Source organism: Devosia sp. MC532 (genome assembly GCF_016461625.1).
GTDB lineage: Bacteria > Pseudomonadota > Alphaproteobacteria > Rhizobiales > Devosiaceae > Devosia.
Map to the genome: position 1 here is coordinate 173,628 of NZ_JAEMNZ010000002.1, position 14,199 is coordinate 187,826.

The window sequence follows — 14,199 nt, forward strand, 5'->3', positions numbered from 1 at the left end:
CTGTTGTCCATAAGCGTTAGCCAACTGCTCGAGGGATCTGGCGCCCGCCCGAAAAAGGGCCTTGGTGCCGTATTCGGGTTGAATTCGGACAGCCGGCGTATTGAACCGGGCGATGTCTTTTTCGCTCTGCCGGGCGTTAAGGTGCACGGCAATCAGTTTATCGCTGACGCGGTTGAACGCGGCGCGCTTGCTGTTGTGACGGACGTTTCGCCTCCGGGTGACCCGGGCGTGCCAGTGATCGTGGTTCCAGATGTTCGCGCTGCCTATGCGCGCGCGGCAAGCCGAGTGTTTGAGCCGCAGCCAGAAATGCTGGTGGCTGTGACCGGCACGAATGGCAAAACTTCCGTTGCATCCTTTGTTCGCCAGATTTGGGAAGAAGTCGGGGTGCCGGGTGCAAGCATTGGTACGCTGGGTATTGAGACGAGCAACCGTCGTATCGACGGCGCTCTGACCACGCCCGACAGCCGCACGCTGCATCAGGCCATGCGCGCGCTCAAGGCGCAGGGGATTGACCATGTGGCGCTCGAAGCGTCGAGCCATGGTCTGGACCAGCGCCGCCTTGACGGCATCCACTTTGAAGCGGTCGCCTTTACCAATCTCAGCCGTGATCACCTCGATTATCACGCTGACATGGAAGAGTATAAGAACGCCAAGCTGCGTCTGTTCACTGAGCTTCTGGTCGATGGCGGCGCGGCAATCGTCAATGTCGATGATCCGGAACACGAAGCGTTTATGTTCGCGGCGCTTTCGGCCAGCGCAACATTGCTCACGGTCGGTCGTGAAGGCGCTTATATCGAGCTGCTTTCGATCAAGCCGGAAGGCTACGGTCAGCGCGTTGAGATCCGCCATATTGGCGAACTCGTCAGCTTCCACCTCAAAATCCCTGGTGAATTCCAGGTGTCAAACACGCTGGTAGCGGCCGCTCTGGCGATGTCTTCAGGTGTTGATAAGGCTGATGTGTTTGCAGCACTGCCGGAACTTGTTGGCGCTGTTGGGCGTCTTGAGCTGGTTGCCGAACACAATGGCGCAGCCATTTTCGTGGACTATTCGCATAAGCCCGAAGCACTGCGCACGGCTCTGACGACCTTGCGTCCATACGCGCCGAACAAGCTGCGCGTGGTGTTTGGTTGTGGCGGGGATCGCGACAAGGGCAAGCGTCCGCAGATGGGTGAGATCGCCAGCAATCTGGCGGACGAAGTGATCGTCACGGACGATAATCCACGCACTGAAGACGCGGCTGCGATCCGCGCTGAGGTGATGGTTGGTGCCAAGGGCGCTGAGGAAATCGCTGATCGTCGTGAGGCTATCTTTGCTGCGGTGAAGCGCCTCAAGAAAGGCGACGTGCTTCTGGTCGCTGGCAAGGGCCACGAAACCTACCAGATCATCGGAACCACCAAATCGCACTTCTCGGACCACGAAGTGGTTCTGGAAGCGATTAAGGGCTAATGCAATGGCGCCGGACCTCATAGTCCGGCGTTTTGTTTTGGGGGAAAGTGACACGCGTGGTCCAGCACCTCAATTTCGCTATAGAACGGTGATCTGACTTTTTGCGTCACCAACTGCGCTTCTCTCAACGACAGCTAATTTCATGACCCCTCCACTTTTTACGCTTGATGCCATTCTCGCAGCGACCGGTGGGCGCGCGGCTGGTGTGAGTGCGACTGAGATCAACTCGGTCTCAATCGACTCCCGTGATCTTGGCCGTGATGCCCTGTTTGTAGCGATCAAGGGCGATCGCTTCGACGGGCATGATTTTGTCGATACCGCTATCGCCAATGGCGCTGCGGCAGCTCTGGTGACAGACGGCAAAAGCGTGGGCGAGGGGCGTATTGTCGTCGCTGACGCCTTGGGCGGTTTGCGCGACATGGCGCGGGCAGCGCGGGCGCGGAGCCGGGCGTTTATCGTTGGTGTGACCGGAAGCGTGGGTAAGACCACGACCAAAGAAGCCATTCGCACTGTGCTCGAAACAGCTGGCGAAACGCATTACTCGATCAAGAGCTTTAATAACCACTGGGGCGTGCCGCTGATGCTGGCGCGGATGCCGGAAACGGCGCAGTTCGGTGTGTTTGAAATGGGTATGAGCGCGCCCAACGAAATTCGCCCGTTGAGCAAGCTGGTGCGCCCCCATGTGGCGGTAATCACCAATGTGGCGCCTGCCCATTTGGAAAATCTCGGCTCGCTGGAAAACATCGCGCTGGCTAAGGCGGAGATATTTGACGGGCTTGAGCCCGGTGGCACGGCGGTGATCAATGCTGATCACCCACAAATTGATATTTTGCTGCAAGCGGCAAGCGCTGCAGGTGTTGCCCGGGTCATCACCTACGGCTTTTCGGCCGGTGTCGATTGGCAGATCGTTGATGTTGTGACGAGAGCTGACGGCAGTACGGCGACGGTGGAGCGTGGTGGGGAACGCTATGCGCTTGAGCTGAGCGTCGCTGGGCGGCATATGCTGGTCAATGCAACGGCAGCGCTAATTGTGGCGGACCTCGCAGGGATCGATACGGGTTTTGCCCTGCACACTTTAGCGCGCTTGGGAGCGCAGCCGGGGCGGGGACAGCGCTCCAATTTTGGATCAGCCGATAAGGCTCTGTTGCTGATCGATGAGAGCTATAATGCCAACACCGCCTCAATGGGTGCGGCATTGGACGTGTTCGCCTCAGTTACACCGGCGAATGGTCGCAAGGTCATCGTGCTGGGCGATATGAGAGAATTGGGTGACACGGCGAACGCGTTGCACGCGGGCCTTGCACCAGCCGTACTGGCGTCGGGCGCGACGCGCGTGCATCTCGTGGGCCAGCATATGGCGGCTCTCGGACAGGCTCTGCCCGCTGGCATTGTGGCCAGCCATCATCAGAGTGTTGAACAAGCTCAAGAGGTGATCATAGATGATCTTGCGTTTGGCGACGCAGTTATGATCAAAGGATCGAACGGGGTTGGTCTGGCGCGTATTGTCAGCGCCATCACACAGAAATTCTCAAACAGCTGAAATCCCCAACAAGAATAGCGGAATAGAATGCTCTATTTTCTCGGCCAGTTGGGCGACTCCGTGTCAGCCTTCAACGTCTTCCGGTACATCACCTTCCGTACAACTGGAGCAGTTGTAACGGCGTTGTTCTTTGTTTTCATGTTCGGCCCGGGGATGATCTCCCTGCTGCGCCTGAAGCAGGGACGTGGACAGCCAATTCGTGAAGATGGTCCTGCTGGACACTTGCTGACCAAAAAGGGCACACCGACAATGGGCGGGTTGATGATCCTTTCGGGCGCGGTGATCTCAACATTGCTGTGGTCGAACCTGACCAATGGTTATGTCTGGGTGGTGTTGTTCGTAACCATCGGCTTTGGCGCGATTGGGTTTTACGACGACTATCTCAAGGTCAAGCGCATGAGCCACAAGGGCTTTGGGTCCAAGCAGCGCTTGCTGTTGGAAGCGCTGATCGGTGGCGTCGCGGCCTTTGCGATTTCCCAGCTTGCTTCGGGCTCTTATGGCACTTCGCTGGTCTTCCCGTTCGTGAAAGACCTCGCCATCAACCTTGGCTATTTCTACATTCTGTTCGGCGGTTTCGTCGTGGTTGCTGCGGGCAATTCGGTGAACCTGACAGATGGCCTCGATGGTTTGGCGATTGTGCCGGTGATGGTGGCGGCGGCTTGCTTTGGCCTCATCGCCTATGTCGTTGGTTCGCAGAACTACGCGGACTATCTCTTCCTCAATTCCGTGCCGGGTACGGCTGAATTGGCGGTTGTGTGCGGTGCGCTGATCGGGGCAGGACTTGGCTTCCTGTGGTTCAATGCGCCACCGGCGCAGATCTTTATGGGTGACACAGGTTCGCTCGCCTTAGGTGGTGCTTTGGGCACGATCGCGGTTGCGACCAAGCACGAAATCGTCCTCTGCATCATCGGTGGTCTCTTCGTTCTTGAGACGGTTTCGGTGATCGTGCAGGTGACCTCGTTCAAGCTGACAGGGAAGCGCGTTTTCCGAATGGCGCCCATCCATCACCACTTCGAGCATCTGGGATGGACGGAAAGTCAGGTGGTTATTCGCTTCTGGATCATTTCTTTTGTTTTGGCGCTGATTGGTCTGTCGAGCCTCAAGCTCCGCTAAGTCGATCAAGTCATTGAAATTCCAAGCAAGCCCCGGTTCGCCGGGGCTTGTTTTTTTTCTGATCACGCTTTTGCAAAACGCAAATGCCTTGGCAAATCGGTAACCATCGTTGGTTACAAATCGAGGTAAGTTGTACCGCGTAACCGGGCTTTCCCGATGATGTTCTCCCGTGCTGAAAAAACTTGGCTTGCCGAATGGTGGTGGTCGATTGACCGCGAGCTGCTCGGCGCTCTGATTATGCTTTTGGCGTGTGGGATGGTCCTCAGCTTTGGCGCAAGCCCTGCTGTGGCCGAACGCATCGGGCTCGATGAGTGGCACTTTGTAATCCGCCATGCCATGTTCTGCGTCTTGGCGGTGCCAGTTATGCTGGCAACCTCTCTACTGTCTCACCGCCAAGCACGCTTGAGCGCGCTCTGCGTGCTGGTGGTGATGACAGTATTGCTCTGGGCGACCCTCTACTTCGGGACCGAGGTTAAGGGCGCGCGCCGGTGGGTTTCGCTCGCCGGGCAATCCATTCAGCCATCAGAATTCGTCAAGCCTGCCTTCGCTGTGATCAGCGCGTGGCTGTTTTCTGAATCGCTCATCCATCGCAACGTGCCAGGGCGCTGGATGGCCGCGGGGCTCATGGTCCTGATCGTGGCGGCGCTGCTGCTGCAGCCGGACGTTGGGCAGACCGCGCTGGTGGTCGCTACTTGGGCCGTATTGCTGTTCTTCTCCGGGATCAGCTGGTGGGTGATTATTGGGCTGGGGCTACTGGCGGTCAGTGCGCTGGCAGGGGCCTATATGTTCTTCCCGCACGTGTCGCGCCGTATCGATACGTTCATCAATCCTGATGCTGGTGGTAACACCTATCAGATCGACCGCGCCATTCAGTCCCTGCTGGAAGGCGGGTGGTTTGGGCGTGGTCCGGGCGAGTCGCTGGCCAAAAAGCTCATTCCCGACGCGCATGCTGACTATGTGTTTTCGGCGGCGGCGGGTGAGTTTGGTATTCTGTTCTGCATGGGCCTTGTTGGTCTCATCGCCTTTATCGTGATCCGCGCGATGATCTCGGCGCAGCGTCAGACAAGTCTGTTTGCGCGATTGGCCGCATCGACCATTGCCGTGCAGTTTGCGATGCAGTCGGGCATCAATCTCGCTGTGAACCTGAACCTGATCCCACCCAAAGGGATGACGCTGCCATTCGTCTCTTATGGCGGCACGTCCATGTTTGCAGTGGCCTTTGGTATGGGGCTGATGCTTGCATTGACCCGTACCAAGCCGGAAGAGCGTATGGCGACCGGCATTCCTTCGTATCGCAGTGCAGTGGTGGCCCCCGCAGAATGAGCAGATTTATTCTTATTGCCGGTGGGACCGGTGGGCACCTGTTCCCGGCTATGGCGCTGGCTCAAGAGCTGCAACGCCGTGGTCATGTTGTCGAGCTGATGACGGACCATAGGGTGGAAGCCTATGGCGCGGACTTCCCGGCCAAGGCGATCCATATCGTCCCCTCCGCCACCCCTTCAGGCGCGAATTTGGTGAAGGCCGCGGGTGCGGGCTTTACTATTCTGCGTGGCGTGGCCAAGGCCTATGGCATTTTCGCTAAGGACAAGCCTGCCGCCGTTATAGGCTTTGGTGGCTATCCGACATTCCCGCCGTTCATCGCGGCGAAGCTGTCCGGCGTGCCGGGCATTCTGCACGAGCAAAACGCGGTCATGGGGCGCGCCAACCGGGCGCTGACCCGTTTTGCACATACGCTGGCGCTGAGCTTTGCCAAGGCGAAATTTGCTGATGCGCAAAAAGTGGCGTCAGTGGTGACGGGTAATCCGGCGCGTGACCGTGTTCGGGCTGTGGCGGGCCGCCCTTATCCCGCGCTCGACGCTGTCGGTCCGATCCGGTTGGTGGTGACTGGCGGGAGCCAAGGCGCGCGCTTTACCTCCGATGTGGTTCCGGCGGCGATTGCGCTTCTGCCGGATGCGCTGCGTTCGCGTTTGCAGATCGTTCAGCAAGCGCGGCCCGAAGACATTGATCGCGTGACGGAAAGCTACCGCCAATCGCGCACCAATGTTGAGTTGGCGAGCTTTATCGGCGATCTGCCGGAGCGTATCGCCAATGCGCATTTGGTGATTGGACGCTCTGGGGCATCCACCGTAAACGAGCTTTGCGTTATTGGCCGTCCAGCGATTTTGATTCCGCTGCCCGGCGCGCTCGATAGCGATCAGAAATACAATGGCCAGGTGCTCGAAGAGGGCGGCGGCGGCTGGGTGATGGAGCAAGACACACTCTCACCGCAATCGCTTGCCACTCGGTTGCAGAACCTGTTCAGCAATCCTGCCAAATTACAGCAAGCCGCTGAGGCTGCCAGAGCCTTGGGTCAGCCTCAGGCTGTCGAGAAACTGGCCGACCTTGCCGAGCAAATCGCTGGGCTTGCACCAAAGACGAATGAAGGAATTCCATCATGAAGATGCCGCGGAACATCGGGCCGGTCCATTTTATCGGCATTGGCGGCATTGGCATGAGCGGTATTGCCGAAATCCTTCACAACCAAGGCTACACGGTGCAGGGCTCCGACGCCTCGCTTAATCCCAATGTTCAGCGCTTGCGCGACATGGGGATCAAGGTTGAGATCGGTCAGAGCGGCGACAACCTCGGGCTAGCTGAAGTCGTGGTGATCTCCTCGGCGATCAAGAAAGACAATCCGGAGCTGATGGAAGCGCGGGCGCGGGCTCTGCCTGTGGTGCGTCGCGCCGAAATGCTGGCCGAAATCATGCGGTTTAAGACCGCCATTGCTATTGGCGGCACGCATGGCAAGACGACGACGACCACGCTGGTCGCGGCGCTGCTCGATGCCGGCAATCTTGATCCGACCGTGATCAACGGCGGTATCATCAATGCCTATGGCACCAATGCCCGTCTCGGTGGCGGCGAATGGATGGTGGTTGAGGCGGACGAAAGCGACGGCACTTTCGTGAAGCTGCCGGCGGACGTGGCGGTCGTGACCAACATCGACCCTGAGCATCTTGATCACTACGGTGACTTTGAAGGCGTGAAGAAGGCCTTCCACCAGTTCGTTGAGAATGTGCCGTTCTACGGCTTTGCGGTGATGTGCCTCGATCATCCGATTGTGCAGTCGCTGGTTGGCGAAATTCGCGATCGTCGTGTTGTCACCTATGGGCGCAACCCTCAGGCAGACGTGCGCCTGATCGATGTCGAAAATCATGACGGCGTTCAGACCTTCTCGGTCGAAATTCGTGACCGTATTCGTCAGACGCAATTGCGGATTGATGGGCTCGAACTGCCAATGCCGGGCATTCACAATGCGCTCAATGCGACCGCGGCGATTGCCGTGGCGGACCAGCTGCATGTGCCTGCAGAAGCGATCCGCAAGGGCCTCAAGGGCTTTACGGGCGTCAAGCGTCGCTTCACCAAGACAGGTGAAGCGGGCGGCGTGACAGTGATTGACGACTATGGTCACCACCCCGTTGAAATCGCGGCAGTATTGAAGGCAGCGCGCCAATCGGCACGACGCGATGTGGTGGCGATTGTTCAGCCGCACCGCTTTAGCCGTGTGCAGGATCTGTTTGATGATTTCGCGGCCTGCTTCAACGACGCAGACACCGTGCTGGTAGCGCCAATCTATGCGGCGGGCGAGCAGCCGATTGAGGGCGTGACCAATGATGAATTGGTCAACCGCATTCGTGCCCGTGGTCATCGCGATGCGCGCGTTCTTGCTGGTCCTGAAGACCTTGCTGCAATTCTGGCGGAACGCACGGCAGCAGGCGACTATGTTGTGTGTTTGGGTGCAGGCAATATCACGCAATGGGCGGCCGCGCTTCCAGCGCAATTGGCTGCTGCACAGAATGAGGCTGCACAATGAGCAAGCACGTCGCGGTCTTGATGGGTGGTTGGTCGAACGAGCGTCCCGTGTCGCTGAGCTCTGGCGCTGGCTGCGCTGCGGCTCTGCGCAATGCGGGCTATCGGGTGACCGAGGTTGACGTTGGCCGTGACGTTGCCGACGTACTGCGTCAGCTCAAGCCGGATGTGGCGTTCAACGCTTTGCATGGCCCGTTTGGCGAAAGCGGCATGATCCAGGGCGTGCTCGAGCTGCTCGATATCCCATACACGCATTCGGGCGTGATGGCTTCGGCACTGGCGATGAATAAGCATCAGGCCAAGATCGCGTTTAAGGCTGCGGGTATCCCTGTCACTGATCACGTCATCGTGACCAGGGCAGAGGCGGCGCGCGATCACGTTATGGCCCCGCCTTATGTGATCAAGCCGATCGCCGATGGCTCCAGCTTTGGCGTGTTTATCGTCAAAGCCGAGACTGGTCATCCGCCGCAGGAACTGTTGCGCGAAGATTGGAATAATGGCGAAGAGGTCATGGTTGAACGGTTTATTCCGGGCCGTGAACTCACCTGCGCAGTGATGGGTAATGTGGCGCTAGGGGTGACAGAGATCGTCACAAACCTCAGCTTCTACAATTACGAAGCAAAATATGCGGCTGGTGGGTCGGTGCATATTTTGCCTGCCGATCTGAAACCGAAAATTTACGACAAAGTGCAAAAGCTCGCATTAGCTGCCCATGCAGCACTCGGATGCCGAGGCGTGACCAGAAGTGACTTCCGGTACAACGAGGCGGCCGGGGAAGATGGCGAACTGGTTTGTCTCGAAATCAACACCCAGCCGGGTATGACAGCGACATCCCTGGTGCCCGAGCAGGCTCTGCATGCCGGACACTCTTACGAAGATCTAGTCTCCTGGATGGTGGAGGACGCGAGTTGCAACAGGTAAAAAGCGAGGCACTTCTCGCTGGAGCGCGACCAGTGACGACCCGCGCTTTGCCTGTCCGTGCGCGCGCTCCGCGTCGCCGTATCAAAAATTCCCTGAACCGCGTTTGGGTATTGCATAGCGGGAAGATCCGTAAGGTCTTTACTGCTGTTTTGCTACTCGCTGGCTGTGCCGGGCTCTACCAAGTCCGTGAGCCTATCGGCAATCTGGCGATGATCGGGGTCGAACTGGCGCAGGCGCAATTTGCGCATGCGGGCCTTGCCGTTTCGGAAATCTCGATCTCCGGTCAAACACTGACATCCGAGCAGGATGTTTTTGACGCTTTGGCGATCCAGCTCGAAACCTCGACGATGAGTTTTGATGTGGATGCCGCCCGCAAGCGCATTGCTGAGCTTCCGGCCGTTGAAAGCGTGTTGGTCCGCAAGACCTATCCGGGCAAGGTGGACGTTACGATCACCGAGAAACTGCCGGTTGCGCGTTGGCGCGTGGATGGCATCACCTTCTTGATTGATCGGGCAGGGGATCAGATCGGCGAGGATCGTGGTGCCTATGGCGATCTGCCATTGGTCATTGGCGATGGCGCTGCGGACGATGCCTTAGCGATGATCCGCGCCATCGACACTGTTCCGCAACTCAAAGACGAGTTGGTGGCGATTTCGCGTATCGCCGACCGTCGTTGGGATTTGATTTATAGCACTGGCCTGCGGGTGCAGCTGCCGGAGCAGGGCGTCGCCCAAGCGCTGCGCAAGCTGCAAGACTATCAAGATGAATTCCGATTGCTCGACCGCGATCTGGCGCAGATTGATTTGCGCAATGACACGCTGGTCGCGCTCCGCCCCAATAAGCCTATCGAAGAAACTGTGACGACACCCCAATGATCACCGATGCGATGACCTCCCGGCTTCGTCCGGTTCAACCTGGCAAGACCACTCTGGTGGCCGTGCTCGACATTGGGTCGACCAAGATCTGCTGCATTATCGCGCGTCTCGTGCCGCGCAGCGAAGGTCGCTCCTTGAAGGGGCGTACGCATAAGGCGGAAGTGATCGGTTTTGGGTATGGTCCTGCCGCAGGCGTCAAGAGTGGCGTCGTCACCGATATTGAAAAGGCCGAACAGGCTATTCGCAATGTCGTGGGCATGGCTGAGCGCGCCGCAGGACTGACGCTGGAAAGCGTGCTCGTCAACGTTACCGCTGGTCGTCTAGGGTCCGAAACCTTCTCGGCGGCGGTCAATCTTGACGGCCAAGAGGTGGAAAAGTCTGACCTTGTGCGCGTGCTAAAGGCGGTCAATTCTCGCTCGGTTCGCCCAGAACGGTCCATTATTCACGCGCTGCCGATCGGGTTTTCGCTCGATGGTCACAAGGGCATTCGTGATCCCAAGGGCATGGTGGGCGAGAAGCTGTCCGTCGACGTTGCCGTGGTGAGCGCGGAAACTCTGGCTATGCGCAATCTGGAACTGGTGCTTCACCGCTGCCACTTGCAGATCGAAGCTATCGTTGCCACGCCCTATGCCTCGGGTCTTGCAACCCTCGTGGATGATGAAGCGCAATTGGGTGTCGCCTGCATCGACTTTGGCGGCGCGACGACGACTGTGTCGGTGTTTAACGACGGGCACATGGTCTATGCCGATGCTATCGCCATTGGTGGCCACCATCTGACACTCGACATCGCGCGCCAGCTCTCGGTGAGCGTGCAGGACGCAGAGCGCCTCAAAACATTGCATGGCTCGGTTCTGCCGGGGCAGGCGGACGAACGCGAGATGATCCCGATCCAGCCCGTGGGTGCAAGTCATGACGAAGCGCCGGGGCAAATCCCGCGCGCTGTTCTGACCCGCATCATGCGTCCGCGTATCGAAGAAGTGCTGACAGCAATCCGCGACCGCATGCAGGCCACGGGCATGATGGACGTCTGCGGACGTCGCTTCGTGTTAACCGGTGGGGCCAGCGAAATGACTGGCCTGCCGGAAGTGGCGCGTCGCACCCTTGCTCGCAACGTCCGCAATGGTCGCCCGATGGGAATTTCGGGCCTGCCTGAAATTGCTCGTGGCGCCGCCTTTGCGACAGTGGCGGGCATGCTGGTTTATCCGCAGGTCTGCGCCAATGAATACTCCGAGCCGCGCAGTAGCCGCAAACTCATTGGGACGGACGGCTACCTCTCACGAGTCGGCAATTGGTTGCGTAGCAGCTTCTGATCGTCGACGGAAACGATCGATCAGGTGGCGGCGTTGGACGCGAATTAACACACAAAGATAGATACGGATAACTCCGTAGAGCCAAATCAGGAGAGGGCGTTCGTTAAGCGAGCGCCCTCTCACTTTATGGGCATTCGTTTATTTTATTATCACTTTATCAAGGCCCAAACTGACCAGCTCCGCACCGTGCAAGGTTAATTTTGTTGCTTATCGGCTGGTTAACACCAGAGGGCGTGCCTTGCATGTGGTGTCGCAAAATGCGCCGAGAACTGCGCAATACAGGCAATTGTTAGGGTGGGATTAACGATTAGGCCGCTAAATCTTAATCAACCACGCCACCTATGGGGCCACACATGACGATCAACCTCACTATTCCCGATATTCAGGAACTCAAGCCCCGCATCACCGTGTTCGGTGTGGGCGGTGGTGGCGGCAACGCCGTAAACAACATGATTCAATCCGGCCTTGAAGGCGTGGATTTTGTCGTTGCAAACACCGACGCGCAGGCACTCGCCCTGTCGAAGGCACAGCGGATCATTCAGCTTGGCGTTGGCGTCACTGAAGGTCTTGGCGCTGGATCGCACCCGGAAGTGGGTCGTGCGGCAGCGGAAGAAAGCTGGGACGAAATCAACGATCACCTTTCCGGCTCGCACATGGTGTTCATCACCTGCGGCATGGGTGGTGGTACTGGCACTGGTGCAGCGCCCGTCGTGGCTCGGGCTGCGCGCGAACAGGGCATCCTGACCGTTGGCGTTGTGACCAAGCCGTTCAACTTCGAGGGTAATCGTCGTACCCGTCTGGCTGAAGATGGCATTGACGAACTGCACCGTCACGTTGACACGCTGATCGTTATCCCGAACCAGAACCTGTTCCGTGTTGCCAACGAAAAGACCACCTTCGCGGACGCTTTCGCGATGGCTGATCAGGTGCTGTTCTCGGGTGTTGCTTGCATCACCGATCTGATGGTCAAGGAAGGCCTGATCAACCTCGACTTCGCTGACGTGCGCGCTGTTATGCGTGGCATGGGCAAGGCGATGATGGGTACGGGCGAAGCTTCGGGCGAAGATCGTGCACGTCACGCTGCTGAGGCGGCTATCGCGAACCCACTGCTCGACGATGTGTCGATGCATGGTGCTCGTGGTCTGCTGATCTCGATCACCGGCGGTCCAGACCTGACCCTTTATGAAGTCGATGAAGCCGCTTCGCGTATCCGCGAAGAAGTGGATACCGACGCGAATATCATTCTTGGTGCGACTTACGATCCAAACCTGAACGGTACGATCCGCGTATCTGTCGTTGCTACTGGCACCGACGCGACTATGGTTCAGGCAATGGAGCCGGCTAAGCCGCACGCGTCCCGCACCCCTTTATCAGTAAAACGCCACGTTCCGGTTGAGGCCAACCGTCCCGTGGTGCCGCAGGCTCCGGTTGAGCCAGTAATGATGGAAGTTGAAGACATCAGCTCGCAAGTTGAAGCTGCGGTTGCCGAGGCGTTCCACGCTCAGCACCCAACGCCCGCTGCGCAGCCATCGCCAGTTTCCTTTCACGAAGACGACGGTATCGTCGTAGAACCATACGTGCCGGCTTCTGAATCTCACTATGAGCCAGAAGAGATTGTCGTTGCTCAGGAACAGCCGATCCCTTCGGTTTATGTTCCATCCAATGCAGCGCGTCCGGACGGTCAGCGTCGTATGCCGCGTACTGAAGAGCTGCCAGCTGTCGCTCGCCGCACTCAGGAAGCAGCAGTCGCTCCGCAGGTGCAGACTGAAGAGCCACGCAATGCTCGCGCACTCTTCAAGCGTCTGGCATCCAATGTTGGTCTGAACCTGGGCGCTCCTGCGCAGGCAGAGGTTCGTGCTGAACCGCGCCAGACCATGGCTGACGATGCTGCGGCTCGCAGTGCAATCGAGAATGGTGGTCAGCGCGCTTCGCGTGTCCCGCCAGCAACCGAAGGCGCGCGTGGCAATCTTGATACACATGGTCGCGCTCCTGCTGCACCCGCGCAGAAGGAACACCTTGAGATTCCAGCATTCCTGCGTAAGCACGGTTAGTCTTTTCGTGATCAACAGGTGAAAACCTTGCTCGGTGCGGCTTCCGCACCGAGCTTTTTTTCGATAAGCGTTCTGATTGAGCGTGACCTATTTGGAATATTCCAGGCATGACTAAGCTATCTACGCGTCAGCGGACCTTGGCCAGCGAGATTAACTTTGCTGGCTACGGCGTCCACGGGGCGCAGCCTGTGACAATGATTTTGGCGCCTGCAGCGCCCGATACTGGCTATGTTATTCGACGCGCCCTCGGCGGCGGCACGTATACAAAGACGGTTCCGGTGCTGCACACGCGCGTCAGCCGCACGACGCTCGCGACCACGATCGACCTGGGCGATAGCTACAGTGTTTCGACCGTTGAGCACGTGGTATCCGCACTCTCGGGACTTGGCGTCGACAACGCGCTGATCACGCTTGAAGGACCGGAATGCCCGATCCTTGATGGGTCCGCCTATCCCTTTGCCAAGGCAATTATTGAAGCCGGTTTGGTCACGCAGCCGGCTGCCAAGAAATTCCTCAAGGTGATGCGCGCCGTTACTGTTCGTAACAACGACGCCTTCGCAGCGCTTGAGCCCTACAACGGGCGCGCGCTTGATCTTGAAATTGAATTTGATTCTCGCGTCATCGGCCGCCAGCGCATGATCTTTGACTGGACGCCGCGCCGGTATTTTGAAGACGTATCGCGCGCCCGTACCTTTGGCTTTGCGCGCGACGCCAAAATCCTGCGTTCGGCTGGTTTTGCGCTCGGCTCGAGCCTTGATAACTCTATCACAGTCGATGAAGACCGTATCCTGAACCCAGGTGGTCTGCGCTTTGAGGACGAATTCGTCCGGCACAAGCTGCTCGACGCCGTGGGTGATCTCTCGCTCGCTGGCTTGCCGATCTTCGGTCGCTTCCGCTCCTATAAAGGGGGCCATGCGCTCAATGCTCATGTTTTGACTGGTCTCTTTTCCAGCGATGCTAATTATGAGATAGTTAGCGCGGAGGATCTGCCGCTTGAAATGGAAGCCTTCAACGACCAACCTGAAGGTCTTGAGGTGTCCCATTATCTGCGCTCGGCAAGCTGAGACGTTGATTTCTGCTGCCACAGTTTTGAT

Annotated in this window: 11 protein-coding genes; all 11 read left to right on the plus strand. The window is 58.1% G+C overall.

Going from position 1 to position 14,199, the window contains the following annotated elements; all coding sequences use genetic code 11:
* Window positions 1–3 precede the first annotated feature (3 nt).
* The 11 genes from JHC09_RS03815 (at window position 4) to lpxC (ending at window position 14,169) form a co-directional block, all read left to right on the plus strand.
* Window positions 4–1,446, plus strand: coding sequence for a UDP-N-acetylmuramoyl-L-alanyl-D-glutamate--2,6-diaminopimelate ligase (locus tag JHC09_RS03815; RefSeq protein WP_248308873.1), 1,443 nt, complete (start codon window positions 4–6; stop codon window positions 1,444–1,446).
* Between the two features lie 142 nt (window positions 1,447–1,588).
* On the plus strand, window positions 1,589–2,986 hold the full coding sequence (murF, locus tag JHC09_RS03820; protein WP_199530889.1) for a UDP-N-acetylmuramoyl-tripeptide--D-alanyl-D-alanine ligase: 1,398 nt from the start codon (window positions 1,589–1,591) through the stop codon (window positions 2,984–2,986).
* Between the two features lie 27 nt (window positions 2,987–3,013).
* On the plus strand, window positions 3,014–4,099 hold the full coding sequence (gene mraY / locus JHC09_RS03825) for a phospho-N-acetylmuramoyl-pentapeptide-transferase (protein ID WP_169195150.1): 1,086 nt from the start codon (window positions 3,014–3,016) through the stop codon (window positions 4,097–4,099).
* A gap of 159 nt (window positions 4,100–4,258) precedes the next feature.
* A complete protein-coding gene (locus tag JHC09_RS03830) occupies window positions 4,259–5,422 on the plus strand; it encodes a putative peptidoglycan glycosyltransferase FtsW (RefSeq protein WP_199530986.1) in 1,164 nt (387 codons plus the stop codon).
* The gene (gene murG / locus JHC09_RS03835; RefSeq protein WP_199530890.1) at window positions 5,419–6,537 is read left to right on the plus strand and encodes an undecaprenyldiphospho-muramoylpentapeptide beta-N-acetylglucosaminyltransferase; all 1,119 of its coding nucleotides are present in this window, start codon (window positions 5,419–5,421) and stop codon (window positions 6,535–6,537) included. The genes JHC09_RS03830 and murG overlap by 4 nt, the downstream gene beginning before the upstream one ends.
* The gene (gene murC, locus JHC09_RS03840) at window positions 6,534–7,952 is read left to right on the plus strand and encodes a UDP-N-acetylmuramate--L-alanine ligase (RefSeq protein WP_199530891.1); all 1,419 of its coding nucleotides are present in this window, start codon (window positions 6,534–6,536) and stop codon (window positions 7,950–7,952) included. Before murG ends, murC begins: the two co-directional genes overlap by 4 nt.
* A complete protein-coding gene (locus JHC09_RS03845; protein ID WP_199530892.1) occupies window positions 7,949–8,869 on the plus strand; it encodes a D-alanine--D-alanine ligase in 921 nt (306 codons plus the stop codon). Before murC ends, JHC09_RS03845 begins: the two co-directional genes overlap by 4 nt.
* Before the next feature lie 32 nt (window positions 8,870–8,901).
* On the plus strand, window positions 8,902–9,744 hold the full coding sequence (locus tag JHC09_RS03850) for an FtsQ-type POTRA domain-containing protein (protein WP_199530893.1): 843 nt from the start codon (window positions 8,902–8,904) through the stop codon (window positions 9,742–9,744).
* Window positions 9,741–11,054: a cell division protein FtsA gene (ftsA, locus tag JHC09_RS03855; RefSeq protein WP_169195155.1), complete on the plus strand. Its 1,314-nt coding sequence runs from the start codon at window positions 9,741–9,743 to the stop codon at window positions 11,052–11,054. The genes JHC09_RS03850 and ftsA overlap by 4 nt, the downstream gene beginning before the upstream one ends.
* A 353-nt stretch (window positions 11,055–11,407) precedes the next feature.
* On the plus strand, window positions 11,408–13,105 hold the full coding sequence (gene ftsZ, locus JHC09_RS03860) for a cell division protein FtsZ (protein ID WP_169195156.1): 1,698 nt from the start codon (window positions 11,408–11,410) through the stop codon (window positions 13,103–13,105).
* A 107-nt stretch (window positions 13,106–13,212) separates the two neighbouring features.
* Window positions 13,213–14,169, plus strand: a complete 957-nt coding sequence (gene lpxC / locus JHC09_RS03865) for a UDP-3-O-acyl-N-acetylglucosamine deacetylase (protein WP_169195157.1) — start codon at window positions 13,213–13,215, stop codon at window positions 14,167–14,169.
* The last annotated feature ends 30 nt before the right edge of the window (window positions 14,170–14,199 follow it).

What these genes read in the sequence shown, in the direction of transcription:
- murF (WP_199530889.1), top strand. Translation starts at nt 1,589, where the DNA reads ATGACCCCTCCACTTTTTACGCTTGATGCCATTCTCGCAGCGACCGGT.
- mraY (WP_169195150.1), top strand. Translation starts at nt 3,014, where the DNA reads ATGCTCTATTTTCTCGGCCAGTTGGGCGACTCCGTGTCAGCCTTCAAC.
- JHC09_RS03830 (WP_199530986.1), top strand. Translation starts at nt 4,259, where the DNA reads ATGTTCTCCCGTGCTGAAAAAACTTGGCTTGCCGAATGGTGGTGGTCG.
- murG (WP_199530890.1), top strand. Translation starts at nt 5,419, where the DNA reads ATGAGCAGATTTATTCTTATTGCCGGTGGGACCGGTGGGCACCTGTTC.
- murC (WP_199530891.1), top strand. Translation starts at nt 6,534, where the DNA reads ATGAAGATGCCGCGGAACATCGGGCCGGTCCATTTTATCGGCATTGGC.
- JHC09_RS03845 (WP_199530892.1), top strand. Translation starts at nt 7,949, where the DNA reads ATGAGCAAGCACGTCGCGGTCTTGATGGGTGGTTGGTCGAACGAGCGT.
- ftsA (WP_169195155.1), top strand. Translation starts at nt 9,741, where the DNA reads ATGATCACCGATGCGATGACCTCCCGGCTTCGTCCGGTTCAACCTGGC.
- ftsZ (WP_169195156.1), top strand. Translation starts at nt 11,408, where the DNA reads ATGACGATCAACCTCACTATTCCCGATATTCAGGAACTCAAGCCCCGC.
- lpxC (WP_169195157.1), top strand. Translation starts at nt 13,213, where the DNA reads ATGACTAAGCTATCTACGCGTCAGCGGACCTTGGCCAGCGAGATTAAC.